The sequence below is a fragment of the Myroides sp. A21 genome (assembly GCF_000807225.1).
Taxonomy (GTDB): Bacteria; Bacteroidota; Bacteroidia; order Flavobacteriales; family Flavobacteriaceae; genus Flavobacterium; species Flavobacterium odoratimimum.
In genome coordinates, this window is sequence record NZ_CP010327.1 from 3,725,296 (window position 1) to 3,751,902 (window position 26,607).

The window sequence follows — 26,607 nt, forward strand, 5'->3', positions numbered from 1 at the left end:
AAAACAACTAAGCACCAAAGCGTACAGAAATGTTAAAATATTTTTTTAACATATGTGATAATAAATATTCGCAATATGTACCAACTTTAAAGGCGTTTTTCTAGGTTTGACAAGGGATCAGAGGGATTAAGGAACTATAAAAACAACTGTTTTAAGCCTTCCTATTGGTGAACCTACTCTCTTAATTTCTAATCCAACTTACTCCAAATAGAAAATAAAACAAAAGAGACCAAAACATAGCAAGATAACCAAGGAAGAACTTCTAAAAAGAAAAAAAGAGCACACAGTACTGCTATTAAAAATAAAAGAGGATAAAACAATACTGAGGTAAAAAGCTTTCGACAAATCCATAAAACAATATTCATACTTCACTAGCTTTCTTGTATCTACTAGAACCCGATAAATAAACTAACCTTTTAACTTGTCCTTATCATATCACTAATACAGAAATAGCCCCTCATTTAAAACCTTTTTAAATACCGCCCCTATCCTTAACCTATTGCTAAAAATTTTAAATATCTTTATAAAACAAACTTAGTTTAATCTTTAAAATAAAAGACAAATGAGTCAGAAAGCACAAAATGTGACAGATTATCCAAATAACAATACTATTTTTTCAGTTTGGAAGTTTAAAGAAGGAGCTGAAATAAAACAAGCTTTTGAGGCTTTATGTGGTCTAGTCAATAACCTAAACAATTCATTTAAAGTTAGAGTAAACGCTGGTCCTACTAGTTGTATCTTAGGAGTAAGCCACAACGCTTGGTCAAAGTTAGACTTACCTACTCCTCTACCAAAAGAATTAAAAGTTTTTGAAGAAATCAAAGGAGATAAACATACTGCTGTATCTACAGATGCAGACTTACACCTACAATTGAGCGCTATTAATCCTGCTATCTGCTATGATATGGCCATGGCGATATCTAAAGTCCTACTGCCTGTAGCAGACTGTATAGATGAAGTACAAGGGTTTAAATATTGGGATGGTCGTGCAATCATAGGTTTTGTAGATGGTACTGAAAACCCTATCGGAGAAGACAGAGATTACTTCGGAATCGTAGGAAACGAAGATCCTCAATACAAAGGAGGTAGTTACTTATTCGTCCAAAAGTATATTCACTTTATGAAAGATTGGGACAATTTATCTACAGAAGAACAAGAGAAAGTCATCGGTAGATATAAAGCTACAGATATAGAGATGGAAGAAGATAAAAAACCTGCCAACTCACATACTGCCCTTACAGCCATAGAAGATGAAGACGGTAATGAACTAAAGATCATTAGAGCGAATATGCCTTATGCTAATCCTTCTAAAGGACAAGCAGGAACTTATTTTATCTCTTATGCCTCTACCTTCAGCACCACAGAAAAAATGCTTAAAAATATGTTTATTGGAGAACCAGCAGGTAACTACGATAGAATATTAGACTTTAGTAAAGCCATATCAGGAACGTTATTCTTCGTGCCTTCTTTAGACATTTTAGATGATTATTCTGCAGAATAACACTACTTTATAAAATCAAAAGCACCTCAGTATAACTATTAAGGTGCTTTTTTATATACTATACTTCTAAAAACTCTTTTATATCGTGATAGCCATACACCACTACTTCTGGATACTGACTTATAAACTCCTTTATACGCTCTAATGACTCTAATCGCAGTCTATTGTTATCTGCTCTCGCCTCTGTCAATTGGTGTACAGGATGATTAGAATTACTGAGTTCTTCTCTTAAATAATAAGCATCCCCTATATAAAAATACCACTTCTCCTCTACTTGATAAATAATACCACAATGTCCTAAAGTATGTCCAAACAATGGAGTCAAATACAATTCTACACCTTCTATCTGTACTCTTCTTACTTCTAATCCTCTCCATTGTTCTACTGTAGTCCTATACTGTATTATAATAGGTTGATGGAGTAAGAGCGTCTTTACATATCGAGGATTGTCAGATTGGTAATTATGATACTCTTCAGAGCCAACATGTATAGAAGCGTTCGGAAAATCTACAATACCCGAGATGTGATCACAGTCTAGATGAGATACTACCACATCTGTTACCTTTCTAGGGTCTAGACCTCGTTGTTTTAACTGCTCATATATGGCCATAGAAGGATCTAATCGAAGCCCAACAGCTGTTACTAATTCGGGTGAGAATCTAGATTGCACAGGATCGTTGTCCTGCATGCCTATTCCTGCATCTATTAAAACTAATTTATTTTCTATTTCTAAAACTGTACAGTGCCCAATGGCTCTATCTCCTGTTGGAGCATTAATCTCTACAGCGTTCAAGTGATATACGTTGATCATACTATTTTTCTAAATTTAATTGAACAAAATTCAACTTATTTCAAGTCAAAAAATAGAATGATAACGCCAATTTATTCTAAGCCAATTATTCTAAAGGGTATAGAAATATCTATCTGTGGAGTATCCATAAAATAACTATTTTGAAGAAATGCTTTAGGTGAATCTCCTACAAATACCCGAAACTCTCTCCCGAAGTGAGATTGATCCGCATAGCCTACCTTATACGCTACCTGAGTTAATGAGGTAGCCTCACTATTTTGCATAAAGTGTAATGCTTTTTGAAATCGCATGATTCTACTATAAGTATAAGCATCTATACCTACTACTTCTTTGAACTTTCTCTGAAAACTTCTCCTAGACATATTCACTTCTTCTGCTAGGCTCGTTGTATTAGCTAATTCACAAATCTTATTTAGCTTTTGTATGCTGTACTCTATCTCTTGATTAGAAGATGTTATAGCATATCTTAAGAAGTGATTTTCTAATATTTTAATTGCCTCTTGGGTAGATGTACTTTCATAAAGTTGTCTACACACTTCACTTGGTAAGAGATCTTCTGCATCTGCTAGCGTATTTGTCAATTCTGTAGCATGCAGACCGAATATTTTTTTAAAAGCAGTAGGATGCAAGTCTACTCCTAGTACAGTAGCTTTATGAGCAAAGTAATTAAGACAAGGACTATCACTCTTCTGTCCATAGATAAAAGACTTAGGCAAAGCCTTTTGATTTTCCTTATTGTACAATACTGATTGATTCTGAAACAGCTGTATAATAATCCCTGTATTACCAGAAGCGATTATGCGATACAGCCCTTTCCCTTCTTTTAAATCTACTTCTCCATGCCAGAATCTACTTACGATACTTCTTAGCTCTTTTTGAGGCAAACAGTACTTTACATTCATATCTTATAAATCCTATTCAATCAATTAAACTACTAAAAATAATATTAATCTGGCGTTTCTACAATCAAAAAACGCCCTTTTTCAAACAACAAGGGGCTGTCTCATTGCAAAAAGAGACAGCCCTCTTTGTTCTGATATTTTAGATATTGTTTTAGGGGATTTTTTTTGAAATATTGCAACCTTAGAGGATTGAAAAAAACATTTCGGAAAAAAAAGGGTAAAAAGAGTCTTTTTAGGCAGCTCTCTTTCTGATATTTTGTGCAATTGCCAATAATCCCCATTCTATTGCGACTTTTTCCTTACCACGAAGCATAAATCGGCGGAACCCATGGTTCTGTTTAATATTTCCGAAAACTGTTTCTACATCGTGACACCTTTGTTTACGCTTGTCAATACCTTCTTTTGTAGTGAGTAATTTACTTGCTTGTTTTCGGTGTCGTTGTAATTCAAAGTTTATCTCTATAGTCCGATTGCCTTTTGCTTTATGACACACACCATTTAAAGGACAACCTTGACAATTTTTAGCTTGATACTGCCTTAATGTTTGGATAAAGCCTGTAGTTGTAGTTTTTGTTGTATCTCCAATATAGTGCATTTTTTGTCCCATAGGACATACAAAATAATCACCTTTGTGTTGGTAAAACAATTTATCTGTTGTAAAAGGCTTTGTACTTTGCTTAGCATTCTTTCTTGGTTTTTTTTCTACTTGTTCCTGCTCTTGATCAAAAGTGTTATACTTCACAAAAGCTTTAATTTCTTCCCCCTCTAAATAGGTGTAATTTTCTTGACTACCATACCCTGCATCTGCTATAACAGACTTTGGATATACTCCATAATTCTCTTTGAATTTTTCTAAGTGAGGTATTAATGTAGTTGTATCAGTTGGGTTTGAATGTATACTATAGGCTAGGATATATTGATTGTTGGTTGATATTTGAACATTGTAGCCTGCTTTTAGAAAACCACTATTCATATGATCTTCCTTCATACGCATAAAAGTAGCATCCTTATCTGTTTTAGAATAAGAATTACGATCTTCTAATATAGCTTCATGCTCTTGGTACTCTTGAATTTTTGTAGGATACTCTTTAGTAATATACTTCAGTTTATTCTTTACTTTCTGATCAACATCTGGATTGTCTTTTAGCGCTGCATTTAATGTATCAATGGCTTGAGAGATAGCTTCTGTATCTATTTTCTTAAAATCTGGAGGAGGTGGAAGTTCACTTTCTTGTCTAGCAATAGAGTCTGCATACCCCCATATCTCTAGGATTTGTTGAACCATCTTTTCTTTATAATTTGAAATAGCTTTCTTCCAAACAAAGGTGAATTTATTAGCATTGGCTTCGATTTTAGTTCCATCAATATAAGCCTCTTCAATACTGATAAAACCTTCGGCTATAAATAATTCAACAATCTGAGTAAAGATCTGCTCTATATAACCCTTAAGTTTTGAAGAGCGAAAACGATTAATTGTATTGTGGTCTGGGTAAGACATACCACTCAGCCACATATAATGAACATTCTCTAAGCAAGCCTGCTCAAGCTTGCGACTACTGTATACATTGTTTAGGTAACCATAGATTAAAACTTTTAGCAACATCTTAGGATGATAACTGATACCACCACATTTAGAGTAGCTATCATATAAGCTTTCTAAGTCTAACTTATCTATTACTGTATTAATAATACGTACAGGATGTAATTTAGGAATAAAATCATCTAAGGAATGAGGAATCAAGCTCATTTGATTCTGAGCGTAGTATTTAAATCTAGGGGATTGTTTTGCCATAAACACATTGATTTAAGATTTAAAAATACTGATAATCAACGAAATAAACAAATTTTAAAAGTATAGATATACCAAATATTGAATAAAAAAGAGGCTGTCTTTATGAGACAGCCCCTTGTTTAATTATATTATTCCTTATGTTGACTTTTATAGATAAGATAGGCACCTAATATCACTCCTAATAGAGCTAATAGAACCAAATATTCTTCAGGTGTATTGCCATTGAGTCCACCAATACACATCCCTAAAAAGAGAACCGCTATCGCGATAATACCCCTTCCTATGATCTTCATCTTCTTTTCTTAAATATGATTCATAATTTGCTTACACTATAAATAAGTCTTATTATACTGTTTTACTAAAAGTGTCTATCCCAATTATTCTCTAGGATTACTCTATTAGCATAATAAACGCAGTGTTTTTCTTGTATAGCTCTCATCTCTCCACATTCAGGACAAGTTGCCTGAGCCGTATCCTCATTCACGCGATTCTGCAATTCTTCACTATCATCATAACACTCTGCTCCTAACCCTCCTAGAGTGATAGTATATCTATAGCCTCTCTCACTCATAAATGAGCACTGCCCATCTGTAATGTTTTGAGTAGAGAAGTTCACATCATCTAGCCATCCTTCACTAGGCCAGTTAATATGTACTAAGTTTCCATCCTTCACCTCTACACTTACCTGATAAGTACTACTACTGTTTGTATAAGGGTTTTCATACATCACCTCAGCACAATACACTCCATCTTTATAATAGTCACTCTCACCATAAATGGTAAAACCGTGTGACCCGGCACTTTTTTTACAAGCAAATAACAGTAATGTCATACTTGCAAACAACAGAATTATTTGTTTCATTATCCTATTTAAAATACCTCAAACTATGTAAGACCTTGCCCTAGCCATGTACTACGTACTAAAAATGCATCTACTTACAAACTCCACAGCTATTTCCTTTCTGAGCGCAGTGCTTACAGTATTTACAATTTTTACACGCTTTACAATTTGAATATCCTATACAGGTAGCATAAGTTACAGAACTATAATTTCCTGCAAACACTAACATACTTAATACAGATACACTGATCAATAAACTACTCTTTATCATGTCCTGCTATTTTAGGTTTAGGTACTCGATAAAACAACAATAATGCCAAGCAATTTACTTCTCTTTTTCCTCGTGCTAAAAGCGGTGCAAATGTATCAAAGGAACTGTGAAAAAAAACTTAAATTTACAAGCTTTTTTTACTCTTTTTAGAGAGACCTATTTCTTCTGTTTTGACACCTAATACAGAACAGTTATATCATCTCTAAAGCCTCTAATATACAGCCATATATATACGATAGATCTTCGTCAGTTGTACAGTATGGAGGCACTAGATAGATGATATTACCTAAAGGTCTCATCAGTACTCCTCTCTCTAAGAAGAAAGGATATAACATATCATGCATATCACTAAAATAAGAAGTACATTCTGTTGTCTTCCTCTCCATCGCAAAAATAGTTCCGCATTGACGTGCATCTTGTACTTTAGGATGCTGTTTTAATTGTTGTATAAACCCTTTGTGCTTCTCTACAATACGATTAATATGATCCTGTGTATCTTTAGATAGCAACAGATCCATACTTGCTAAAGCTGCTGTACAGGCTAAAGGACTTGCTGTAAAAGAATGTCCGTGAAACAGTGCTTTAGTCTTATCATCTGCATAAAATGCCTGATACAGTTCTTCTGTACAAGTAGTAATTCCTAATGGTAAAGTACCACCTGTAAGTCCTTTTGAAAAACACATAATATCAGGCGACTCACTAAGGTGATTAGCAGCAAAAAGCTTTCCTGTTCGCCCAAACCCCACAAATATCTCATCTTGGATTAAGAGTATTTCTCTTTCTTTACAATGGCTCATTAATGCAGATAGGTGTTCTGCCTTGTGCATTAACATTCCCCCTGCCCCTTGTACTAAGGGTTCATAGATAAAACAGATTGTCTCTTCAGCATATGTATCAATGGTCTTTTTTATACTCTCTAGATTCTCTGCCGTGGGCACCTCTATAAACAAAACCTCAAACAACATATCGCCAAAAGGATCTGTCCATATTCCTCTACCACTCACAGACATTGCCCCAAAAGTATCTCCGTGATACCCATTTTTAAAAGCAAAGACTTTATTCTTCTTACCTCCTTTATTATAATTAGCCTGAATAGCCATTTTTAAAGCGACTTCTATCGCTGTCGAGCCATTATCTGTATAAAATACCTTAGTCTGGCTAGATGGTAATAAGCCTAATAATCGCTCTGATAACTCTATAGCAGGCTGATGAGTAAACCCAGCAAAGATTACTTGCTCTAGAGTAGTTAATTGTTCTGTCAATTTCTGAGCAATATAAGGGTGCGAATGTCCATGTAAGGTTACCCACCAGGATGATACTGCATCTATATATCTCTTGCCATTCGCATCGTATAGATAACTTCCCTCTCCTTTTGTGATAGGAATTATATTCTGAGCTGTTTTCATCTGAGTATAAGGATGCCAATTCACAGCATAATCGCGTTCTATTAAATTATCTTGTCTATTTTTCATTTTTTATTTTTGTGATGAATCACTTGCTAATTCAAGTGCTGTTAACATAACTGCTTCTTTAGTGATCTCTGCTAATGTGGGTATCTGTATTAATTGTGTATCTCTGTCTATAAAGTTCTTTATCGCCTTTAATGAGTAAGGGTTAAACTCTCCATTTAGCACAAGGTAATCGATAGGAATATTCCTTGTCCTCAAAGCTTCTATCGATAACATTGTATGGTTAATACACCCCAAATAGTTTTTAGTCACTAATGCGACAGGAAGTTTTAAATATTGAATCAGATCAATCATATAAGTAGAAGAATTAATCGGAACAAACAATCCTCCTGCTCCCTCTACAATAAGATTATTCGCAGTATCAGGGAGCGTAAAATCACTTAGTTGAATATCTACATTTTCTTTAACTGCAGATTCATGAGGTGAAGCGGGTAACTGCAGCCTAAATCTTTCTCTATAAATAGTCACATTCTCATTCCACTGTTGTATTTTCATACTGTCTGATTCATGTAGGTCTCCAGACTGAATAGGCTTCCAATAATCAGCCTTAAAATAATGTGTTAGAATAGCAGAAGTAACTGTTTTACCAATTCCTGTATCGATACCAGTTACAAATAGTTTAAGGGGTTGTGTCATTTCTTTTTATAATTTCAAATAATAAATTCATTTCTTCTCTTGTGTTGAAAACATGTAGACAGATTCTTATACGTTCTGTACCTTTAGCCACTGTAGGAGCCTTAACGATATAAGTATTAAGGTTGTGTTGTCGTAAGTCTGATTGAAAGCTTGGAATATCTCTAATTCCCTTAAGACTAATCACTTGTATAGGACTTGGAGTGAGTACAATGCCTTTAGGAGCAACTTCTGCGTAAGTCTTGATAACACTTTCTAATTGTAGTGATAGCATAGGATACTTCTCTATAAAAAGATACGCAAGCTTAATACTCACAGCCATCAAAGCATTAGGGGCTGTACTATAAATAAAAGAAGAAGCAAAATTTATAAGAGAATCTATCAACATCTTACTTCCCAGCACAGCAGCTCCATGTACTCCCATCGCCTTACCGTATGTCACAAGAGTTGCCCATACACCAGTCTGTAATCCTAAAGAGTGTATTCTACCTAGTCCGTATACTCCTATAGCGTGAGCCTCATCTACTATTAAGTAAGCGCCATAACGCTGTGACAACTCTATTAGCTCCTCTAAGGGAGCTAAATCTCCATCCATAGAATATAGACTCTCTACGGCTATATAAATATCTCCTGTTGCTTTATTGAGTAAGCGCTCTAAGTCATCTAAATCATTGTGCCTGAACTTCCACTTTCTTACTCTTGACAATAGACATCCATCGTGTACAGACCGATGTATTAGTTCATCCACGATCACAGTGTCTCTCGATGTAGGTAGATTACCTAATAGAGCTAAATTAGCCTGATAACCAGAATTAAAAAGAAGTGCTCTCTCTACGCTATGCCTAGTTGCTATATACTCTTCTACTTCTTCTACCTCCTTTATATTCCCACTGATTAATCTAGATCCTGTACTTCCACTTAACAAAGCTGGATTATCTACTACCATATCTAATAAACCTTGCTGAAAAACACTATTTCTACTCAATCCTAAATAGTCATTCGATAGGAAGTCTATTGCTTCTATATCCCTAAGCTGTAAGCTTCTATAATTCTGGTCATAAAGCCGCTCTGAGAGTCTTCGCTGTAGATTATAAGGCAGTGTATTCATGCTTTAATTAATCGCTTTAGCAATAGCCTTCATCCACTCTTGACAAAGTAATTCTTCATACTCTACAATGATATCAGCATAGTATTGCCAATCAGGTGAAAAAACTTCTAATTGAGCAATAATTTCTTCTAGATGTCCTTGTTCTTCTGCTATAATTGATTTGACCATCACCTTAGAACCAGATCGATCTAAAACACCTTGGTAAATAGGATATAGTTTGTCTGCACGTACCTCTATGGCGTACGTAACCAATAGATAAGCAGCGAATTTTAAAGGTGCTTCATCAAGTCCAAGTGATTCTTTTAGATATCGAACGCAAAATACATCTAATCGTTGTAGATACTGTTGAGTCTGAACAGGTGCTAATAAACTAGTGGTATCATACTGCTCAGGAAAACAAACTTGTAGTTTCTTAATTTGTTTTTTTAAGTAATAGGCATGCCTATGTTCTTCTGCTGCATGCTTTAATTGTAAAAAGGTAACTTGATACGGATTTTCACAAGCGGATATCTTCCTCGCTCCTGTGTTCTCCATAAAGGATAAGGCATTTAACCATTTGCTGTGTAGCTCATCGCTCGCTACGATTACTTCTAATAGTTGTTCCATTTTGTGTTTGTTTAAGCCACAAAACTAGAAGGACTAACTGGATCACCACAAGACCACTTTTAAGATAAATACTAGTCCGGATACTATCATACACTCTACCGAGAAGATAATACCTCTTCTATCTCCGTGATATATCAGCGCCCTATACGAGCCTATCCCTTGCTAAAAAAAGTCTTTTAACTAGTATATATCAGCTATTCTATGAATAACTAGTTCCCTAAAAGACTATCTGCTTTAAACTACTTCATTTATAAATCAATTGTTTAGTATATCTATAAGCGAATTATTCGTCTGCAGGCTGAGTTGCTACCTTAGTAGATAAGTATGTTCTATAAATATAAACAGCGCCAAATGAAAATGTTGCTACAACAAAAGTAGCGATAGGCAAACTCATCACCTTTTCTACAGGAAACACATAAACCAAGAATGGAAACGCATATACCGCAGGCACTCGCATCTGAAATAGTTGAGACAAACCATACATCATAATCAACAATAGAAATGCGAGTAACAACCAGTTCTCAATATACTGATATAATACTACTCCTATGCTAATAGCTAATGTGAGAATAGCGATTTGCTTAACCATGATCTTCAGTGAATACGTCTTCATATTTAAAGATTCATACAGTACTACAGCTATAGGAGGGATAATAGCCATCTGTTGGTTGGCTGAGTAATACGCCACTATCATCCACAACAAATTAATAGCAATATAGGGATACATCATTTTTGTATTGACCTTCCCTTTTGAGTCAATCCCTTTATTTAAAGCTAGCGCATAGACCACAACCATCAAGACAAAAGTAGTTACCAATATGGCATAGATAAATGACCACGCATGAGCATTAGTCACAATAGGAAGAAAACCTGTAGCTAATGCAGGAGGCAAACAATAATTAATTACTTTCATCAGCACTAACATCAGTAGCAGTACAATCAACAACTTAGAAATATAAGGAATAGCTAACATATTTAGCCCGAACCCTATTAACGCTGTTAGTGAAGGAAGAATAAATATTTTATCAGGCTGTCTCAGCCATGCTTTCTCTTGGAATACCCATAGCCCCACAGCTAGTGCTGCTATCTCTGGCAAGACAATCTCTGGATCCTGAAAATACACTGCTCCACATACCATCAGTAATATGAATACAAATGCTAAAATATAGTGATATACAGTTGGTTTATTTACTAAGTTCATCATCTTCATTACTTATTTGAAGCAAAATTAATTGAACTCAAGTATAAAGTACTTCTTAGTACACGACAAAAGTACTAATTAGTTGATTTTAAGAGAAATAAAGGGAAGGATTATTTGTAAAAAAGGCTGATATTCAGTATATTAAAAGTTTACTTCTGACATAATGCCTTTAAAAACGAACAACAGCCTAGAGTACAAAAATACAGAACCTCTAACAACTTTAAAAGCTAATTTTAAAGGGAAACTGGGGTTAGCTAGGGTTCGACTTATTTGTTTATTTATCGTCTCTCTATGCAAAGTAAAGTCTGTGAATTTTTCTAAAGTATCAACTGGATTTGACAACTGTGCCGAGACTAGTAGTAATTATAGACGTATTTTAGCGTTTTATATCCTCAGTTGATTTGAAATTGGAATGGGTTTCAAGACTTATTTTCGCACTTATACCTACTGAAGAATCTTATGTTCTTGTGATGGATCGCACCAATTGGAAGTTTGGCTAACAAGATATAAATATCTTAATGCTAGGTATTAGTTATAAGAACATGTGTTTTCCAATACTATTTAAAATGTTAGATAAACGCGGTAATTCAAATACAAATGAGCGAAAAGAACTCATTAATACTTTTATTGATTGGTTTGGCAAAGATCGTACCCATTGTGTATTAGCTGATAGAGAATTTGTTGGAGAAGATTGGATTAGCTATCTAAATGATAAACAGATTAAATATTACATCCGTATTAGAAATAACTTTAAAGTTTACCTGCCTAGCAAACAGAAAGAAATAACAGCTTCTCATCTATTTAATAACTTAAAACCTGGTCAAACAAGACAGTATCACAAGATTGTTAGAATTCATAATCAGCTATGTTATATCTCTGGAACTAAAGTGATCACAGGTAATAAGATAGATTATTGTATTGTCATTGGGTTTAATAAACCAGAAAAAGCTTTAGAGACTTACAAAATAAGATGGCAGATAGAAACACTATTTAAAGCATTCAAATCTAGTGGCTTTAATATCGAAGATACACACTTACAAAAAATTGATAGACTTGAAAAACTACTCATGTTAGTGATGATCTCTTTTGTATGGTGCTATAAGATTGGAGACTATATTGACGCTATTAAACCTATCACAATCAAGAATCATGGCAATAGGCTTATTAGTGTATTTAAACTTGGACTTTACTATCTATCAAGATTATTTCTTTCTAAAAATAGCCATAATCCTTTAAATATCAATTGCTTTAGTTTTTTGTCGTGTACTTAGGTCATTCTTATATCCCTAAATCTTATTTGTATAGAGTGGAATATCCATATAGATTTTGAAAAATGTAATAGTTAAACATAATCTAATACTATAACAACTCTAAAGGCTGTCTTAAATAGACAGCCTTGTTTAATAATATACTTTGATTTTAAGAAGAAGTATAGATTGAATTAGAATTTATACTGAATGTATTTGTTTTAATTAAAAAATCTTTAATTATTGAACTAAGTTCTTTGATTAATTCATTTGAGATTCCCATACTTAGTTGATTGGTATGAATAACTAGTTTTTTGGGTTGATTAATATCATCATAATGAATATTAATGAAATTAGATTTACCAATAGGAATTACTCCTGTTTCGGAATCGTATTTTACATTGAATATTTTTTCAATATCAATTTGATGATTACGAACATAATGACCAGCTGCTACTATGACAATAGGGAAGTTTTGATAAAATTCATGGGTTAAAAATTCCTGTCTTAGAGTTAGACTGAGTTGTCTATCATGTTTGTCTACATCTTTACTGTATTTGGCGGATGCTTCACTTAACTCGGTCAGAAATGCCTTCTCATGAAAATTAATATATTCACTTTTAACATGATCAAAAAAAACTGCATCAATTATTTTTTGATAGTAAAACCAAGTAGAACTTGTACCTCCTTTGCCTCTGATGATATTTCCTAAATTATCTCTAGATTCAATTTTATTTAATTGTCCTTTATACGGGTACAAAGGATTGTAGTTTTGAGTTAAATATAATGGAGCCCAATTTTGGATGTCTTTTAGTGTTACTTGTTCCTCTATATTTTGAATCCATTGAATATTATTTTTTTTAATATCTCGGATATAAGCTTCTTGATTAGTTTGTTGATCAATAGCAGCCTCTTTTCCTATAAATAAGATAGTACCATTTGGATTTCCTTTACCAATGTAAAGATTAGAAAGATTTTTATTAGTTAGTTTTTTTAAAATACTATAGTCCATAATTTAAATATAATTGTTTTGCTAATTCTTCAATATTTTTTTTTCTTTTTAACGGCTCTATCCAGTGTAAGGGAATACTCTTGAATCCATATAAAATCCCAGCCAAAGCTCCTGTAATTGCTCCATTTGTATCAGTGTCTTTACCTAATGACATAACTTTTAAAATAGCTTCTTCATAATTATTTGTAGTAAGTAAAGTTTGAAGAGCAATTTCTAAGCTTCCCACTACAAATCCTCTATTATTAAATTCACTTGGGGCAATTTCCTTAAATTTAGGAGAGAAGATACGATTAAAGTATTCATTTTCCTGATAAATAGAAGCCAAGTCATGTATAATATTTTCATATGCCAATTGTGCATCTTTGGTTAAAACAAGATGTTTGGCATAAATAAGATAGATATAACAGCTATCTATAGCTATTTTATGTGCATGAGTTAAACTACTAAAGTTACTAATATAGCTGTAAGTATCTGTAATACTCTTATCATATAAGAGTGGAAAGAGCAGAGGAGATATACGCATTAAAGATCCATTTCCATTATCACGTTCTGTACTTAGTCCTGCTGTTCTCCAATTATAGTCATTTGCAAAATTTTCAATAGCAAATAATGTTGTTCTTCCAATATCGAAAGTATCTCCATCGGCAGTCCAATAACCTTCTTTCATCCAATCTTTAAAACGATCCATCAAATCATTTAAATCAGTCTCTTTAGAGGCTAAATACTCTGCTGTACAAAAAGTAAGAGAAGAATCATCACTAAAGGTTCCAACAGGTTTATGCCAAGAGCCAAACCCAGTTAATCTATTAGGTTCGTTTTGATAATTAGTTTTAACAGATTCTAGATTTATTTCATTTGGAAACTTAAATTCGATAGGAACTCCTAGTGCATCAGCTACTGCTACACCGAATAGAATATCTTGTGCTAAGTTGGACATTTTATACTTGTTTTTAAAGATTGCTTCTCAAAATTAAATCATATAAATGGCAACCCAAACTTTTAAGAAAAGATTCTTTGTTATTTATTTCTAACCTTAGTAGATAGTTACTAAGGCTAGATCTTAGTACACGACAAAATTATTAAACAGTTGATTTTAAGATAAATAAAGGACGAGATGATTTGTAAAAAAGGCTGATATTCAGTATATTAAAGAATTATTTCTCACGTAATGCCTTTAAAAACGAACAACAGCCTAGAGTACAAAAATACAGAACTTCTAACAACTATAAAAGCCAATTTAAAGGTAAATTAGGGTTAGTTAGGATCCGACTTATTTGTTTGTTTATCGTCTCTCTATGCAAAGTAAAGTCTGTGAATTTTTCTAAAGTATCAACTGGATTTGACAACTGTGCCGAAACTAGTAGTAACTATAGACGTATTTTAGCGTTTTATATCCTCAGTTGATTTGAAATTGGAATGGGTTTCAAGACTTATTTTTGCACTTATACCTAATGAAGAATCTTATGTTCTTGTGATGGATCGCACCAATTGGAAGTTTGGCAAACAAGACATAAACATCTTAATGCTAGGTATTAGTTATAAGAATATGTGTTTTCCAATACTATTTAAAATGTTAGATAAGCGTGGTAACTCAAATACAAATGAGCGAAAAGAACTCATTAATACTTTTATTGATTGGTTTGGTAAAGATTGTATTAATTGTGTTTTAGCAGATAGAGAATTTGTTGGAGAAGATTGGATTAGCTATCTAAATGATAAACAGATTAAATATTACATTCGTATTAGAAATAACTTTAAAGTTTACCTGCCTAGCAAACAGAAAGAAATAACAGCTTCTCATCTATTTAATAACTTAAAACCTGGTCAAACAAGACAGTATCACAAGATTGTTAGAATTCATAATCAGCTATGTTATATCTCTGGAACTAAAGTGATAACAGATGGTAAAATAGACTTCTGTATAATCATAGGTTTTAATAAACCAGAGAAAGCTTTAGATACTTATAAAATAAGATGGCAGATAGAAACACTATTTAAAGCCTTCAAGTCTAGCGGATTTAATATAGAAGATACACACTTGAAAAAAATAGATAGAATTGAAAAACTACTCATGTTAGTGATGATTGCTTTTGTATGGTGCTATAAGATTGGAGACTATATTGATACTATAAAACCTATCACAATCAAGAACCATGGCAATAGGCTTATTAGTGTATTTAAACTTGGACTTGACTACTTATCAAGATTATTACTCTCTAAAAATGGACACAACCCTTTAAATATCAATTGCTTTAGTTTTTGTCGTGTACTTAGGTTTTTGTTATATGGAACGTGATATTGTTTAGACTATTGCATTAACATAAGTATATCTCATCATCTAAATACATTATAACGAAGTCAAACATTCTTAATTCATAATTTTTAATTCTTAATTAAAATACCTTGCTGCGCAAACTCTCCCGACTTTGAGCCACTCCTTTAATGATTGTGATGTTATTTATACTATCACATCAATGTATAATATATCAAGCTATACAAGTACATCATGGCAAAGCCAAACATTCCTAATTCTTAATTTTAAATTCCTAATTAAAATCACACTTCATCTAACAACAATCTCTTCATCTCTGTCTCTTGAATCATTGGTAGTTCCCAATGTTCAATGAAAGCCTCCATCATCTTACGTCCTCTAGCTTCAATATTTTCCTTAGTCCATGTAGGGTATTCTAAAAGGTCTAACTCTAACTTACTTACTCGATACTCATACTTTACAGCATTCTGTACCTTGTGTTGTATCTTGTCAAAAGGGTTCGCTTCATAGCGGTTATATGCTAAAAACATATTACCTATCGAATGGCTATAACGGTCACGATTGACCTTTTGCATAGTATTAATATCCTTATACGTACTTCTTACCTCATAATCATCTTCTTCTGGATAGACTAAGTACACTTTAGGCTCGGTCTGTTCTAATAAACCTCCCATACTCTCCTCTATTCCTTTTAAGAAATAGTCTAATCCTACCCAAGTCTTAAATCGTCCTCCCTTATGAATATGACGAATCACCTCTTTCCATCGGAAGTGCTCTACTCTACTCTCCATCAACACATTGAATAAGTACTCATTATTATGGGCACGTCCACGTAGATAGTAAAAATTAATATCCCTGAAAGTATCCTCTACATTTAGCGTAGAGTTGTTTCCTTGAAGCAAGAAGCACATGATATTATGGCGTTCCATCGCAAAGAACAAACGCTCTATACTAGCCAAGCGTTCTTGTAGTTCAAAGTCTGATAGCCCATGATCTTCCTTCACAGGCAAATCTCTCATCAATACAGCCAATACAAGGTTAAGCATATACTTACCGTATCCTCTAGGGAAATTAGACAGTCTTAGTAATGACTTCTGTATCGCAGAAGTAGTCATATACACAAAGTCTTCATCTGTATCTACAGCATAAGGATTATTAATAAAATACCACAGCGCTACTGCCTTGCGCATACTTTCTAGCCATTGGGTAAGTTCACTATAATCAGCGTAATTTATACTTCCCATCTCTTGTTGATCTAGCTGAAAGTCGATGGTAAACAAATGCTTCTGATAAGACTTAAAATCTGTAGATACCATCTTAGAATGAGAGAAGTACAACAACCAAAACGCTTTCAAAAAAGCATCGTCATCCATAGCTTGTGTAGGGTTTCGCCCCAGCCATTTATACACTTCTAACCAACTCTGATTAACTTTCTTACGACTGCGATCTATCGTACTAGCTACTGTCAATTGCTTAGAGACGATATAAAGCACTCTATTTTTCAGTCGCTCTGTATGCACCCCAGCAAGTGCATGTTTCATAATATAATGTAAGGAAGTAAGTTTGCTTTAAATAATAAAGAGATGAGCAAACAAGAAATTATGTACTCTCATGTAGAGGATTGGCAAGCAAGTGGATTAACACAATCAAAGTATTGTGAAAGTGTTGGAATTAAGCTGGCGACATTTAGTTATTGGGTAGTAAAGTTTAAGAGTGAAACAGAGCAAGAAGGCTCAAGTAACTTTATAGCAATAGGTGAAACATCTAAAACCGACAGTAAAGAATACGAAATCGTGTATCCTAATGGAGTGAAGTTACGTTTAGAAACGAAAGATTTGGGTGAACTCTATTCATTAGTAAACCTTGTGTAATGTTTAGTCTGAGTAGTAGCCATCAATTCTACTTGTATAAATCAGCTTGTGATATGCGCAAGAGTTTCGATAGTCTATGTGGTCTTGTTCAAAACGAGCTTAATCAAGTCGCTCATAATGGAAGTGTCTACGTCTTTATCAATCGTCGATGTAATCAGATTAAACTCTTACACTGGGAAACAGGTGGTTTTGTGTTATATCACAAGCGATTAGAACAAGGTACTTTTGCTTTTCCTATTCATAATCGGACTCAAATCAGTTGGAGTGATTTGGTACTTATGATTGAAGGAATACAAGTGATAAAAAGTAGTCAAAAAAGGCGGTTTTCCATGAGATAAAACAGCCTTAATCCTTGTATAAATAAGGCTTTTGACGTATATTTACTTCATGGAAATAGACTTAGAAAACTTATCGAAACAAGAACTTTTGGCACTTTTAACCAAAGCCCAAAAGACTATTTCCAAACAAGAAAAAGTAAATACTAAGTTAGAGAAGAAAACTACTAGCTTAGAAGAAAAGACCTCTAAACTAGAAGAAAAAAATACAGAACTGGAATATCGTGTAAAGCTACTTGAGCGCATGAAGTTCGGTCAAAGCCGAGAACGTTTTGAGGATCCCAATCAAACTCAATTACCTTTAGATGTTGAACAAGCAGTCTTAGAGGAACAAGAAGAAGTAATCAAACAAGAGATTACCTACTCTCGTGAGAAAAAGAAACATCCAGGACGAGCTAAACTACCAGATCATTTACCCGTAGAAGAAATAGAAATACATCCTGAGGGAGATTTATCTGATATGATTTGCATTGGTAAAGAAACTACAGATGTGTTAGATTATGTTCCAGGTTACTTTAAAATCAAGCGTTACATCCGATATAAATACGCTACTAAAGATAAAGACAATACTAAAATTAGTATTGGCGATCTTCCAGAGCGAATTATAGATAAAGGAATCCCTTCAGAGGGATTATTATCCACAATACTTGTAGATAAATATGTTGACCACCTTCCTCTTTATAGACAAAAGCAACGCTTTTCAAGAGAAAATATCGATATAGCTTCTTCTACAATAGATGGTTGGGCTGCTCAAAGTATGGATGCTTTAAAACCACTATACCAAAAGCTGGTGATGGACATCAAAAATGAAGGTTATCTCCAAGTTGATGAAACCACCATCAAAGTCTTAGATGAGAAAAAGAAAGACAAAACTCATCTTGGCTACTATTGGGTGTATCATGCACCTATATCCAAGCTTGTAATGTTTAATTACAGTCCTACTCGTAGCGGTAGTGCTGCACTACCTATATTAAAAAACTTCAAAGGATATCTGCAAACTGATGGATTTAGCGGCTACCAAGCCTATGGAAATAAGTCAGATGTAACGCATCTTGCTTGTTGGGCACATGCTCGACGTGAATTTGAAAAAGCTTTAGATAACGATAGAAAAAGGGCGCAGCATGTACTAGTAGAAATACAGAAGTTATATGCTATAGAGAGAAAAGCTAAAGAACAAAACTTAGCTCCTGACCAAATCAAAGAACTTCGTCTAGATGAAAGTTTACCAATCATCAACAAGCTTGGTAAATATATGATTGCTCAGATGAATCTTACCTTACCTCAAAGTAGAATAGGTAAAGCTTTTGCGTACTCTCAAAAAAGATGGAGTAATCTAAGTGATTACTTACACAATGGAAACTTGCAGATAGACAATAATCTTGTTGAAAATGTAATCAGACCTGTAGCAATTGGTCGTAAAAACTATCTCTTTGCCGGTTCTCATGATGCAGCACAAAGAGCAGCTATGGCCTATACGTTTTTTGCTAACTGCAAAAAGCATGACATTAATCCATATCAATGGCTAAAGTATGTTCTTGAAAATATTCAATCCATCAACCACAAGAATATCGCTGACTTATATCCTCATAATTACAAGAAACTTATCCTGGATAATGTAGAAGAATAATTAGATCTCACAAGATGTACTTGCTCGGGTGCATACGTCGCTCTAGACTTGATAATTGTTTCCCTCTAAAGTTTAGCGTCTCAAATACCATGGACACATCTAATGGGCACTCCTTTGACTCATTTAAGTTTAATATAGAAAACAATAGGTGCTTAGTGAGCTTCTCTATCCAAAAGACTAATTCAACTTGTGTAAAGTCTTTAATTCGCTCACTAAAGAATGCTTTTGCGAAAGATAAATTATGCGTGTATAAAGTTTCTGTCTCTTCTGCCTCATAACCAGTATCATTAAATATCTCTCTGATTAAATAATTATGAGAAGGCACATCTACGTGGTACCCAAAAATATAGCGATAACCACCTGTCTCTTTAACTTTAAAGTAATGTTCTGTAAGTCGTTGTTTGAGTGGGCTATCCTCTAGTTTCATCACCAATTCTGATAACAATATTAATACCATAGTCAGACGTTGCTGCCCATCTACAATATTATATCCCTTATAGTCACTTCCTTCTATCACTAACTTTCCTACTCTTACCACAAACCCTTCTCGTCTGATACATTCTATATCAAACTTACTAAAGTCAGTCACAGTAAGAATACCCGTAAAGTGAAAAGCATTTCGGTTGTGATGGGTATTATTCAAATCGCCCCACAACTCTTCTAACTCCTTCTTCGTCCACGAGTAACCTCGCTGATAATCAGGAATACGAAAGACTTTACCTCTAAATACTTCTTCGAAAGTGATAATGTTCATGCTATACGTGCTTACCTATTTTTAAGGGTTGCAAAAATAGACAATATCACATAGATGGGCTAATGAATTATAATTAAGGATAGTAGTTTAACAAAAGTAACAACAAAGAAGTAACTCTTTTATACCTTCTAAGGAATGAATAAGGATAAGACGTATGATAAATCCATACTGTCTCACTACGGACTCATTCGCATTTAAACAAAAAAAGCTACCTCATAATCAGTAGCTCTTCTCATTTACTCTTTAAGCATTAGCTTATATTCTCGTTTATTACTCATAGGGTTAATATCTATAAACTCATACTGATCAATATTACTCAATACTTGTTCAAATCGCTTTTTTGCTTCTTCTAAAGTCCAAGTGGTAGGAAAATAAAAACCGTCAAACTTGCTCTCTGTAATATCTGCTTTAAACTCGTGGATATAATCATAAAAACCACCATAGGCTAGGGCTATCACCCCTGACCACTGTATAGCATAATGCTTATTCGCCAATGGTGTAAAGCTAATGGTATGATTAGCCGAAAGGTCATGGCCTAATAGATAGATACCAAAAGCCAATTCAGACTCTAACATATCATCTGGTAGAGGAAGCGGATTAAGTACAAACTCTTTATTATCTAATAAATCAAAACTAAAAGGAGTGGTCCCATCAGAAAGAAGAAGTCCCCCTTCATCTGACCAATAGGTAGAAGACAAAGTACACTGGTGATAGTTATCCCACACGATTCTAGATTGCCACTCGCTCATACTGGTATATTCGGCATCATCGTCGAAGTCCTCTTCCTCATCTTCTATATACTCTTCTCCTTCGCTTAGATAGTAGTATTTTGACTTTAGGTGTAGGTCAAACCATAGTTTGCCTGATTCGTCTAAACGACCTGCCCAAACAAACTCTTCTAACAGATGGGGTTTAGGATAGGCACTGTCGATAAATGTAATTGTACTCATGTATATGCTGCTTAACAAAATTGTGATACGGCCAAAGCTACAAATATCTAAAGTAGTAATACAAGCTTTTTCTTTTAAAAACAGAGGTGAAATTCTATGTTTATCACGGGCTCTATTTTTAGGTAAATCGATAGTGTAACAGCCTATAGTAGTTCGCTGTTCTACTTTCGAACAACTGTTTTTCCTACAAAATCGAAAATGATATTCTTTAAATCTAACAAGGATACGATATCTTCATTGATTAAAAATCCTAACTGCCCACAGAGCATAATCTGTTTTTCTAAAGTCATACAGCAGTGAGAGATATCGTCTAAGTAACAAACAAAATCTTCTTGTATCTGACTCTTTAACCCCAAACCAATATACAAAGAGATCATCCCACTAATCTCTCTCATCTTAGCGATCGCTCCTAGATGATCCTCTTTAAAGTTCTCTAAGGTTAGTTTATAGATTGTTAACTTTAGTTCTAATGATTTAATCAACATCGCATCTCGCTGACATATACTCACAAAGCTCATAACAAATAGTTTATAGATTAACTATACTCCCACCATTACAATACCAAAGAAAGCATTTCTATATGAAGAAATTGTTATGTTTCGAGTTAATATAGGCTATGATTTCAAGTAGTCTACTACTTCTCTGATGTTCTTTAACTGTCTATAGTTTTCATAAACTAGCTCTTCCTCTACGACTTCGTGTGCCCAGGTCACATGAAAAGGAACGTGTAGTGCCGACCCTCCAAGTTCTAAAACTGGGATAATATCAGACTTAACTGAATTTCCTACCATCATAAACTCTTGAGGTTGGCAAGATAACTTACTTACTAAATTTCCATAATCTAGTATCTGCTTATCACTCATCACCTCTACATGGTCAAAATACTTAGATAGGGAAGAATTCTTTAGTTTTCGCTCTTGATCTAATAAGTCACCTTTAGTCGCTAAGACTAACTTATAGTTACCATTTAGTTGATCTAGTGTTTCCTCTACTCCATCTAAAAGAGTGATCGGTTTATCTATCAGTTCATGACCTAACCCCAAGATGCGGTGCATTAATACATCTGTCATTTGAGCTCCTGTAATCTGAGCTCCCGTTTCTAATAAACTCAATAAAAAACTCTTCGCTCCAAAGCCATATCGATCTAGATTTCGCATCTCTGTCTCAAAAAGGACTTTAGATACTTCTTCTGCTGGTAAATAATCTTTTAGAAGCTCACAAAAAGCATGTTCTGTCTCTTGGTAGTATATTTCATTATTCCAAAGTGTATCATCTGCATCAAATGCTATAATCTGTATATCTTTACTCATATTCTATTTCTTTATAACCTTGTCAAATATAAAGGTTGACTAGCGATTCTAAAAAGACTTTTGTCTTTCTTCATTTATTCTACTGATGTTCATCATCTAATACAAATCCTTTTATCAAATACTCCATTAGCCCACTTTCTGAATTGTGTTGCCCGTACAGAATTAACCCTATACCCCACAGATAGTATCATATCTAAATTATAGAAGTTAGTCTTATAATTTTTACCATCAGAGGCAGTATGTGCAAAATTTGCACATACTGAATCCTCTTCTAATTCACCGTCTTTTAATACATTAGCAATATGCTTTGTGATAACACTTCTATTTACACCGAATATCTCACTCATTGTCTTTTGTGACGCCCAAATAGTCTCTTGATTACTATCAACTATAACTTGAACACTTGTTTTACCTTCTTTATTCTGATAAAACAGAAAATTCGAAACGTTGCTTTCTTCTTTCATAGTATATATTTGTAAGTAGTACTTAATCAATTCTTTGCAATCTACTCTATTTTATACACTTACTCTTTAAATACATTGCTCTAAATAATAGCAAAAGCCCATCACGTGATGGGCTTTGATTGTTGATACTTACATAATTAATTAGCTAATCTCTTCTAAATGCTGAATACCTAATTCTATCATTTTAGTATTATTCGCAAATAACTTTCGTGTACGTGAATTCCAATTCATTAAGTAATTAGAAATATCTTCTAATGAGTCTACTTTCTTCTCTTGTTTAATAAAATCAATAGTTGACAATAACTCTAATGCAAAATTGGAATAATATCCAGATAAAAAATCTTGTGTTTTATGTACTATATCCAAATACTTTTTATTACTCTCTGTATTTAAATAATCTAACACTGTTTTTTCGTCTTTTAAATTAACTCCTAATACTTCGAAAGGTTTCTTATCCTTAGTAACATATCCAGTGATATAACTATTATTCAAGTAGTACAGTACATGCCTTACTTTGCCAGAATAAGGGCCGTAATGTTGAGCATTAAACTGAAGCTTGAACTCTTCTCTTGCTCCAAACTTCTGTAAGAAATAAGCTATTTTTTCTGCAGAGAATTCTGACACAAACTCACCTTGTTTAACCAAATCGTACAAGACGGCTAATAACATTGCTCGTGCTGGTGTCAGACTTACTTTATCCTTATTAGTTTTCTCTTGAATCACACTGGTTGGCTGATAAACCGATATATCACAATGAACATCTTTAAGATAGTACTCTATTCTCTTCTGTACTTCTCCCCAATCTAAACCACCATTTCCTGCTCCTAAAGCTGGAATGGCAATAGATGTGATATTATATTGAGCTATAATTTGTTTTAAGTCAACCAATCCAGCTTCTATATAACTATATTCTGAAGGTTTACGCCAAGTGGTTTTTGTAGGAAAATTGACAATTATCTTCTGACCTCCTAACAATGTCTCTTCTTTAAAAACAAATGATTTACCTATAGCTATCTCATTATTGTCACAAGCCTTTTTATAAGCTTTAAAATTCTCAGGAAATTGATTTTTAAATTGTAAAGCAATCCCCTTCCCCATCACTCCATCGAGATTCACTGTATTGACTAAAGCCTCTGCTTTACTCTCCAATAAATTTCCTTCTATATACTCTATCATCACTTAAAAATAATATCCTCGTTTTATCACAATCTTACTTTCTTCTACCCCACTATTGATTAACTTCGTTCTAGCTTCCTCATTATAACATACATACCCTATTATAAACTCCTTAGTTAAATCACCATCCAATAGCAACTCAGCCTCCTTTCTTCTCTTTTTGTCTACATCTTCTTCATCAAACCAATATTTAGATGCAACTGCATTAAAGTCAACCAATTCATTTACTTCTCCTATTCTGTCATTTTCATAATATGAAGTCAATGCACTGTTTGCTTGACCATCTGTAAATAAAAACGCTTTTTGACAATCTAAGATCTTTTGAATAGATGTCACACAATATACAATATCAATAGGGTTTACTTTTTTTACTCCCATGTATCCCTTTTGAATTACATATAACATAGGAGTACAGAATCCAAAATAAAAAGGTAGATAACTTCCTATATGTCTACCATTATTTAATAATCTATTAGCACGAACAGTGATAATTTCTTTATTTCCAATAGGAATGTAATTTGGATTACTATTCTCTGAATCTACATGTGTCAATCCATTCATTGCAATATGACTCACATTATCTATATGTGTCATTCTATACACCCATAGTTTACTAAAGTTAATCATCGTAATTCTTGCAAATTTATATATTTCTTATCTGCAATTTAATGATTATAACGACAAAATACAATTAGACATACTAATTAAACATAACCTAATCAAATACAACAGTATTATTCTCTTACTCTGTCATCATCACCAATCTTTTTCCACTGCTAAGAGACATATCCCATACCTCACTTATCTCTTGCCACGGATAACTTACGGTATCAAGGCGTAACTTCCCTGCTACTGCAAGGTCAAAAGCTTCTGGTAACAATACTTTAAAGAAACGAACCATCTCGTCATCTGTCCAACTGCCTATTCCTGATCCTAATAACATAATGTCCGTTCCCCTCAGTATAGAAGAAGACAACTCCATCATATCACCAGACATCGCTCCTACATTGACAAAACGAGTTCTATGCTGGTACTTGCCTTTACCTTTTAATGCGGTCAATATAGCCGAAGCGCTATCTCCCCATAAGTAATCAATCACCACATCGATAGGCGTTTCTTGATGTACTTGACTAAATGCTGTTACTAGAGTTTCTTTATCCTGATACAGACTGATCGCTTCATCTGCTCCTAGTTCCTTTAGCGAGGATAAGGCTTCTTCATTGCGCCCTGTCACGATTACTTTACTCGCTCCATAATGTTTAGCCATTTGTACAGCTACTTGCCCTGTGACACCAGTAGCTCCATTGATCAGTACCACTTCTCCCTTTTGTAACCTGGCTCTGACTACCATAGCAATCACAGATCCCATAAGGGCATTAGGCATAGCAGATGCCATTGCTAAATCAATTCCTTTAGGTAAGGGTACTAATTGATTCTTATCTACAATAGCATACTCACTTAACATCCCCTGCACTCCAAATCCATAAGCCATGGTTCCGTCTGGAAGCTCCCCTACTCCGTCTGTTCCGATAACAAAAGGAGCAAAAGGTTTAGTGCTCACCGAATAATGCTTGCCACTGGCGATAGCTCTATCGAGATTCTTAATCGAAACTGCCTTAATCTTCATCAACACTTCTTCTGAAGAACTTACTTCAACAGGCTTAAAGTTGGTAGTATATACTGGATTCTGTCCTTTTTCTTTTACAATAACTGCTTTCATATCTCTTTATTTTATATAGACAAAAGTATTGGATAGCAACCGTGTATATCGATAACAAATGTTATCAAATTAGGACTTTAGTAGCTTGCTTTTGATACGGCTTAAGTGAACCTTAGATACTCCAATATAAGAAGCGATATAGTGCTGAGGGATACGCTGTATCAACTCTGGTCTACTCTCATAAAGTTTGAGATAACGCTCTTCTGGGGTTGATTGAACAAAAGATAGGCTGTGATTTACATAGTCGAATGTTCGCTGAAAAATCACATCTATAAACATATCTCTATACTCTGATATAGCTAAAGATTCTTCTAACAGAGGCCTTATATCTTCTTTATCTACTACCCATACTACTGTGGGTTCTATTGTTTCAAGGGTAAATTTACTAGGCATCCCTCTCCAAAAACTCTCAATAGATGAGACCATACTGTTCTCTAAAAAGAATTGAAAAGTCACCTCATGTCCGTCTTTATTAATCCAAACACGCAGACATCCCTTACTGACCCAAAATACTTTATTCGCTATCGCTCCCTCCTCTAACAATACTGTTTTAGCAGGATACACTTCCTCTCTAAAATAAGGTTTATACTTATTGATAAACTCTTGACTAAGTAAAGAATCTTTATCTACTTTTTCGAACATGACTTACAATGTTTGATAACTTGTATTTATACATTACTAAAGTAATGATTTTACCCCTTCAGGCAAATTATAAAATCAAGCCCATCATACGA

General features: G+C 34.0%; 28 protein-coding genes. 6 read left to right on the forward strand and 22 right to left on the reverse strand.

Annotated features, from left to right (window positions below):
• The first annotated feature begins 562 nt into the window (after window positions 1-562).
• The gene (locus tag MYRA21_RS16600) at window positions 563-1,501 is read left to right on the forward strand and encodes a Dyp-type peroxidase (RefSeq protein ID WP_039329942.1); all 939 of its coding nucleotides are present in this window, start codon (window positions 563-565) and stop codon (window positions 1,499-1,501) included.
• Between the two features lie 58 nt (window positions 1,502-1,559).
• Here the strand turns inward: MYRA21_RS16600 and MYRA21_RS16605 are convergent, their stop codons facing one another.
• The 10 genes from MYRA21_RS16605 to MYRA21_RS16645 form a co-directional block, all read right to left on the reverse strand.
• The gene (locus MYRA21_RS16605) at window positions 1,560-2,312 is read right to left on the reverse strand and encodes an MBL fold metallo-hydrolase (protein WP_006263970.1); all 753 of its coding nucleotides are present in this window, start codon (window positions 2,310-2,312) and stop codon (window positions 1,560-1,562) included.
• A 71-nt stretch (window positions 2,313-2,383) separates the two neighbouring features.
• Window positions 2,384-3,214 carry a helix-turn-helix domain-containing protein gene (locus tag MYRA21_RS16610; RefSeq protein ID WP_039329944.1) on the reverse strand — a complete coding sequence of 277 codons (831 nt, stop codon included), beginning with the start codon at window positions 3,212-3,214 and terminating at the stop codon, window positions 2,384-2,386.
• Between the two features lie 232 nt (window positions 3,215-3,446).
• Window positions 3,447-5,006, reverse strand: coding sequence for an IS1182 family transposase (locus MYRA21_RS16615; RefSeq protein WP_006261699.1), 1,560 nt, complete (start codon window positions 5,004-5,006; stop codon window positions 3,447-3,449).
• A gap of 128 nt (window positions 5,007-5,134) precedes the next feature.
• Complete coding sequence (locus MYRA21_RS19230) at window positions 5,135-5,299, reverse strand: hypothetical protein (RefSeq protein WP_200888298.1); 165 nt, start codon at window positions 5,297-5,299, stop codon at window positions 5,135-5,137.
• 65 nt (window positions 5,300-5,364) lie between these two features.
• Window positions 5,365-5,868 carry a hypothetical protein gene (locus MYRA21_RS16620; RefSeq protein ID WP_039329946.1) on the reverse strand — a complete coding sequence of 168 codons (504 nt, stop codon included), beginning with the start codon at window positions 5,866-5,868 and terminating at the stop codon, window positions 5,365-5,367.
• Between the two features lie 441 nt (window positions 5,869-6,309).
• Entirely contained in the window at window positions 6,310-7,590 is a 1,281-nt protein-coding gene (bioA, locus tag MYRA21_RS16625) for an adenosylmethionine--8-amino-7-oxononanoate transaminase (RefSeq protein WP_039329948.1), read from the reverse strand.
• Between the two features lie 3 nt (window positions 7,591-7,593).
• On the reverse strand, window positions 7,594-8,223 hold the full coding sequence (gene bioD, locus MYRA21_RS16630) for a dethiobiotin synthase (RefSeq protein WP_039329949.1): 630 nt from the start codon (window positions 8,221-8,223) through the stop codon (window positions 7,594-7,596).
• On the reverse strand, window positions 8,207-9,328 hold the full coding sequence (locus tag MYRA21_RS16635) for a pyridoxal phosphate-dependent aminotransferase family protein (protein WP_039329950.1): 1,122 nt from the start codon (window positions 9,326-9,328) through the stop codon (window positions 8,207-8,209). The genes bioD and MYRA21_RS16635 overlap by 17 nt, the downstream gene beginning before the upstream one ends.
• A 3-nt stretch (window positions 9,329-9,331) precedes the next feature.
• The gene (locus MYRA21_RS16640; RefSeq protein WP_006261464.1) at window positions 9,332-9,934 is read right to left on the reverse strand and encodes a hypothetical protein; all 603 of its coding nucleotides are present in this window, start codon (window positions 9,932-9,934) and stop codon (window positions 9,332-9,334) included.
• Between the two features lie 283 nt (window positions 9,935-10,217).
• Window positions 10,218-11,138: an HPP family protein gene (locus tag MYRA21_RS16645; protein WP_039330493.1), complete on the reverse strand. Its 921-nt coding sequence runs from the start codon at window positions 11,136-11,138 to the stop codon at window positions 10,218-10,220.
• A gap of 539 nt (window positions 11,139-11,677) precedes the next feature.
• Between MYRA21_RS16645 and MYRA21_RS16650 the strand changes: the two genes are divergently transcribed.
• On the forward strand, window positions 11,678-12,406 hold the full coding sequence (locus tag MYRA21_RS16650) for an IS4 family transposase (protein WP_235280067.1): 729 nt from the start codon (window positions 11,678-11,680) through the stop codon (window positions 12,404-12,406).
• 148 nt (window positions 12,407-12,554) lie between these two features.
• On the opposite strand, the gene MYRA21_RS16655 is transcribed toward MYRA21_RS16650, so the two are convergent.
• The gene (locus tag MYRA21_RS16655; RefSeq protein ID WP_052237553.1) at window positions 12,555-13,394 is read right to left on the reverse strand and encodes a hypothetical protein; all 840 of its coding nucleotides are present in this window, start codon (window positions 13,392-13,394) and stop codon (window positions 12,555-12,557) included.
• Window positions 13,384-14,331, reverse strand: a complete 948-nt coding sequence (locus MYRA21_RS16660; RefSeq protein WP_039329952.1) for an ADP-ribosylglycohydrolase family protein — start codon at window positions 14,329-14,331, stop codon at window positions 13,384-13,386. The genes MYRA21_RS16655 and MYRA21_RS16660 overlap by 11 nt, the downstream gene beginning before the upstream one ends.
• A 468-nt stretch (window positions 14,332-14,799) precedes the next feature.
• Here MYRA21_RS16660 and MYRA21_RS16665 point away from each other — a divergent pair, with 468 nt between their 5' ends.
• Window positions 14,800-15,690 carry an IS4 family transposase gene (locus MYRA21_RS16665; protein ID WP_158437118.1) on the forward strand — a complete coding sequence of 297 codons (891 nt, stop codon included), beginning with the start codon at window positions 14,800-14,802 and terminating at the stop codon, window positions 15,688-15,690.
• A gap of 260 nt (window positions 15,691-15,950) precedes the next feature.
• On the opposite strand, the gene MYRA21_RS16670 is transcribed toward MYRA21_RS16665, so the two are convergent.
• Entirely contained in the window at window positions 15,951-17,207 is a 1,257-nt protein-coding gene (locus MYRA21_RS16670) for a DUF1524 domain-containing protein (RefSeq protein WP_235279988.1), read from the reverse strand.
• A 42-nt stretch (window positions 17,208-17,249) separates the two neighbouring features.
• Here MYRA21_RS16670 and MYRA21_RS16675 point away from each other — a divergent pair, with 42 nt between their 5' ends.
• Genes MYRA21_RS16675 through MYRA21_RS16685 form a run of 3 tightly spaced genes read left to right on the forward strand, consistent with a single transcriptional unit; the run spans window position 17,250 to window position 19,499 of the window.
• Window positions 17,250-17,537 carry a hypothetical protein gene (locus tag MYRA21_RS16675; protein WP_006258245.1) on the forward strand — a complete coding sequence of 96 codons (288 nt, stop codon included), beginning with the start codon at window positions 17,250-17,252 and terminating at the stop codon, window positions 17,535-17,537.
• Window positions 17,537-17,875 (forward strand): IS66 family insertion sequence element accessory protein TnpB, encoded by a 339-nt coding sequence (gene tnpB / locus MYRA21_RS16680; protein ID WP_081316899.1) that lies wholly within the window; start codon window positions 17,537-17,539, stop codon window positions 17,873-17,875. Before MYRA21_RS16675 ends, tnpB begins: the two co-directional genes overlap by 1 nt.
• A 49-nt stretch (window positions 17,876-17,924) precedes the next feature.
• Entirely contained in the window at window positions 17,925-19,499 is a 1,575-nt protein-coding gene (locus tag MYRA21_RS16685; protein ID WP_039329170.1) for an IS66 family transposase, read from the forward strand.
• A 7-nt stretch (window positions 19,500-19,506) separates the two neighbouring features.
• Here the strand turns inward: MYRA21_RS16685 and MYRA21_RS16690 are convergent, their stop codons facing one another.
• The 9 genes from MYRA21_RS16690 to MYRA21_RS16730 form a co-directional block, all read right to left on the reverse strand.
• Window positions 19,507-20,253 (reverse strand): DUF262 domain-containing protein, encoded by a 747-nt coding sequence (locus MYRA21_RS16690; protein WP_039330500.1) that lies wholly within the window; start codon window positions 20,251-20,253, stop codon window positions 19,507-19,509.
• A 236-nt stretch (window positions 20,254-20,489) separates the two neighbouring features.
• Window positions 20,490-21,203 (reverse strand): hypothetical protein, encoded by a 714-nt coding sequence (locus MYRA21_RS16695; protein ID WP_039329955.1) that lies wholly within the window; start codon window positions 21,201-21,203, stop codon window positions 20,490-20,492.
• Between the two features lie 161 nt (window positions 21,204-21,364).
• Complete coding sequence (locus tag MYRA21_RS16700) at window positions 21,365-21,721, reverse strand: four helix bundle protein (protein ID WP_006261468.1); 357 nt, start codon at window positions 21,719-21,721, stop codon at window positions 21,365-21,367.
• Between the two features lie 96 nt (window positions 21,722-21,817).
• Window positions 21,818-22,513, reverse strand: coding sequence for an HAD family hydrolase (locus MYRA21_RS16705; protein ID WP_039329956.1), 696 nt, complete (start codon window positions 22,511-22,513; stop codon window positions 21,818-21,820).
• 92 nt (window positions 22,514-22,605) lie between these two features.
• A complete protein-coding gene (locus tag MYRA21_RS16710) occupies window positions 22,606-22,977 on the reverse strand; it encodes a virulence RhuM family protein (RefSeq protein WP_082013843.1) in 372 nt (123 codons plus the stop codon).
• A 141-nt stretch (window positions 22,978-23,118) separates the two neighbouring features.
• On the reverse strand, window positions 23,119-24,153 hold the full coding sequence (locus tag MYRA21_RS16715; RefSeq protein WP_039329957.1) for a macro domain-containing protein: 1,035 nt from the start codon (window positions 24,151-24,153) through the stop codon (window positions 23,119-23,121).
• 3 nt (window positions 24,154-24,156) lie between these two features.
• On the reverse strand, window positions 24,157-24,780 hold the full coding sequence (locus MYRA21_RS16720) for a DUF4433 domain-containing protein (protein WP_006261472.1): 624 nt from the start codon (window positions 24,778-24,780) through the stop codon (window positions 24,157-24,159).
• Between the two features lie 115 nt (window positions 24,781-24,895).
• A complete protein-coding gene (locus tag MYRA21_RS16725; protein ID WP_039329959.1) occupies window positions 24,896-25,873 on the reverse strand; it encodes a zinc-binding alcohol dehydrogenase family protein in 978 nt (325 codons plus the stop codon).
• 69 nt (window positions 25,874-25,942) lie between these two features.
• On the reverse strand, window positions 25,943-26,515 hold the full coding sequence (locus MYRA21_RS16730; protein ID WP_039329961.1) for a Crp/Fnr family transcriptional regulator: 573 nt from the start codon (window positions 26,513-26,515) through the stop codon (window positions 25,943-25,945).
• Window positions 26,516-26,607 lie beyond the last annotated feature (92 nt).

Bases quoted from the DNA above. Each gene is read 5' to 3' on its own strand.
- MYRA21_RS16705 (WP_039329956.1), bottom strand. From the start codon at position 22,513: ATGAGTAAAGATATACAGATTATAGCATTTGATGCAGATGATACACTT.
- tnpB (WP_081316899.1), top strand. From the start codon at position 17,537: ATGTTTAGTCTGAGTAGTAGCCATCAATTCTACTTGTATAAATCAGCT.
- MYRA21_RS16655 (WP_052237553.1), bottom strand. From the start codon at position 13,394: ATGGACTATAGTATTTTAAAAAAACTAACTAATAAAAATCTTTCTAAT.
- MYRA21_RS16650 (WP_235280067.1), top strand. From the start codon at position 11,678: ATGTGTTTTCCAATACTATTTAAAATGTTAGATAAACGCGGTAATTCA.
- MYRA21_RS16645 (WP_039330493.1), bottom strand. From the start codon at position 11,138: ATGATGAACTTAGTAAATAAACCAACTGTATATCACTATATTTTAGCA.
- MYRA21_RS16620 (WP_039329946.1), bottom strand. From the start codon at position 5,868: ATGAAACAAATAATTCTGTTGTTTGCAAGTATGACATTACTGTTATTT.
- MYRA21_RS16605 (WP_006263970.1), bottom strand. From the start codon at position 2,312: ATGATCAACGTATATCACTTGAACGCTGTAGAGATTAATGCTCCAACA.
- MYRA21_RS16725 (WP_039329959.1), bottom strand. From the start codon at position 25,873: ATGAAAGCAGTTATTGTAAAAGAAAAAGGACAGAATCCAGTATATACT.
- MYRA21_RS16660 (WP_039329952.1), bottom strand. From the start codon at position 14,331: ATGTCCAACTTAGCACAAGATATTCTATTCGGTGTAGCAGTAGCTGAT.
- MYRA21_RS16600 (WP_039329942.1), top strand. From the start codon at position 563: ATGAGTCAGAAAGCACAAAATGTGACAGATTATCCAAATAACAATACT.
- MYRA21_RS16615 (WP_006261699.1), bottom strand. From the start codon at position 5,006: ATGGCAAAACAATCCCCTAGATTTAAATACTACGCTCAGAATCAAATG.
- bioD (WP_039329949.1), bottom strand. From the start codon at position 8,223: ATGACACAACCCCTTAAACTATTTGTAACTGGTATCGATACAGGAATT.
- MYRA21_RS16715 (WP_039329957.1), bottom strand. From the start codon at position 24,153: ATGATAGAGTATATAGAAGGAAATTTATTGGAGAGTAAAGCAGAGGCT.
- MYRA21_RS16720 (WP_006261472.1), bottom strand. From the start codon at position 24,780: ATGATTAACTTTAGTAAACTATGGGTGTATAGAATGACACATATAGAT.
- MYRA21_RS19230 (WP_200888298.1), bottom strand. From the start codon at position 5,299: ATGAAGATCATAGGAAGGGGTATTATCGCGATAGCGGTTCTCTTTTTA.
- MYRA21_RS16635 (WP_039329950.1), bottom strand. From the start codon at position 9,328: ATGAATACACTGCCTTATAATCTACAGCGAAGACTCTCAGAGCGGCTT.
- bioA (WP_039329948.1), bottom strand. From the start codon at position 7,590: ATGAAAAATAGACAAGATAATTTAATAGAACGCGATTATGCTGTGAAT.
- MYRA21_RS16695 (WP_039329955.1), bottom strand. From the start codon at position 21,203: ATGAGTACAATTACATTTATCGACAGTGCCTATCCTAAACCCCATCTG.
- MYRA21_RS16610 (WP_039329944.1), bottom strand. From the start codon at position 3,214: ATGAATGTAAAGTACTGTTTGCCTCAAAAAGAGCTAAGAAGTATCGTA.
- MYRA21_RS16730 (WP_039329961.1), bottom strand. From the start codon at position 26,515: ATGTTCGAAAAAGTAGATAAAGATTCTTTACTTAGTCAAGAGTTTATC.
- MYRA21_RS16640 (WP_006261464.1), bottom strand. From the start codon at position 9,934: ATGGAACAACTATTAGAAGTAATCGTAGCGAGCGATGAGCTACACAGC.
- MYRA21_RS16685 (WP_039329170.1), top strand. From the start codon at position 17,925: ATGGAAATAGACTTAGAAAACTTATCGAAACAAGAACTTTTGGCACTT.
- MYRA21_RS16710 (WP_082013843.1), bottom strand. From the start codon at position 22,977: ATGAAAGAAGAAAGCAACGTTTCGAATTTTCTGTTTTATCAGAATAAA.
- MYRA21_RS16700 (WP_006261468.1), bottom strand. From the start codon at position 21,721: ATGAGCTTTGTGAGTATATGTCAGCGAGATGCGATGTTGATTAAATCA.
- MYRA21_RS16670 (WP_235279988.1), bottom strand. From the start codon at position 17,207: ATGAAACATGCACTTGCTGGGGTGCATACAGAGCGACTGAAAAATAGA.
- MYRA21_RS16675 (WP_006258245.1), top strand. From the start codon at position 17,250: ATGAGCAAACAAGAAATTATGTACTCTCATGTAGAGGATTGGCAAGCA.
- MYRA21_RS16690 (WP_039330500.1), bottom strand. From the start codon at position 20,253: ATGAACATTATCACTTTCGAAGAAGTATTTAGAGGTAAAGTCTTTCGT.